1 pseudogene is annotated in these 1,097 nt (G+C 57.2%); it reads left to right on the forward strand.

Annotated features, from left to right (window positions below):
- Window positions 1-1,062 (forward strand): annotated as a pseudogene (locus QP965_RS11415) (IS3 family transposase); the annotation flags it as partial.
- Window positions 1,063-1,097 lie beyond the last annotated feature (35 nt).

Raw genomic sequence — 1,097 nt, forward strand, 5'->3', positions numbered from 1 at the left:
CCTCGTCAAGGACTGGGTGGCTAAGTGGCGCAGAGGCGGCGACGAGGCTCTGCGCCCGAAGCCGAAGGGCAGGCCCAAAGGATCGGCTGCGCCGAAACGCCTCACGGAAGAGGAAAAGCTTCGCCGCCAGGTTGAGCGGCTGGAAGCGGAAAACGCCTACTTAAAAAAATTGCGAGACTTGAGGAACCAGGGACACGCCTGAAAGCCCAGGCAATCGTCATCCTCAAGTCACACCACCGCTTGGACTACCTCCTGGATGCGGCCGGCATGGCACGCTCGACATTCTTCTACCACCAAAAACGACTCACCGCACCGGATAAACATGCCGAGCTCAAACAAGCGATCCGGGACAGTTTTCAGCGCAACAAACACCGCTACGGCTACCGGCGGGTACTGCTCGACCTGCGTAACCAGGGCTGGGTGGTCAACCACAAACTTGTCTACAAGCTCATGCGCGCCATGGGCTTGAAAGCCAAGATCCGCCAGCGCAGGCCCTACATCTCCTACACTGGCACAATCAGCTACATCGCTGAGAACACACTCGAGCGCAACTTCACCCCCGATAGGCTCAACACTGTCTTCGTCAGCGACGTCACCGAGTTCAAAGTCGCTGGCCGCAAGGTGTATCTCTCACCGGTGATGGACCTGTTCGACCGCTCAATCGTCGCCCACACAGTGGCCACATCGCCGTCTACGGCGTTTACCTCGGCTTCGTTGGCGCAGGCGATCAAAGCGTGTGCTCCAGAGCCGGGCTGGATGATCCACACCGATCAAGGATTCCAATACAAGCACTCATCATGGCGCACCCTGATTAGCCAGCACCAGGGAGTCCAATCGATGTCACGCAAAGGCAACTGCTACGACAACGCGGTCATGGAGAACTTCTTCGGCCACCTGAAAACCGAGATGTACCACGGAGAAGCCTTCGACACCGTCGCAGAGTTCAACCAGGCAATCGACGAGTACATCCGGTGGTACAACACCGAACGCATCCAACAACGACTCAAGGGTCTAACCCCGATGCAATATCGAAATCAGACCCTTGAAGCCCTAACCGCCTAGAATTAAACCAGTCCAACTTTCGGGGGGCAGTTCAC

It is taken from the genome of Corynebacterium sp. MSK074 (assembly GCF_030229735.1).
Classification (GTDB): domain Bacteria; phylum Actinomycetota; class Actinomycetes; order Mycobacteriales; family Mycobacteriaceae; genus Corynebacterium.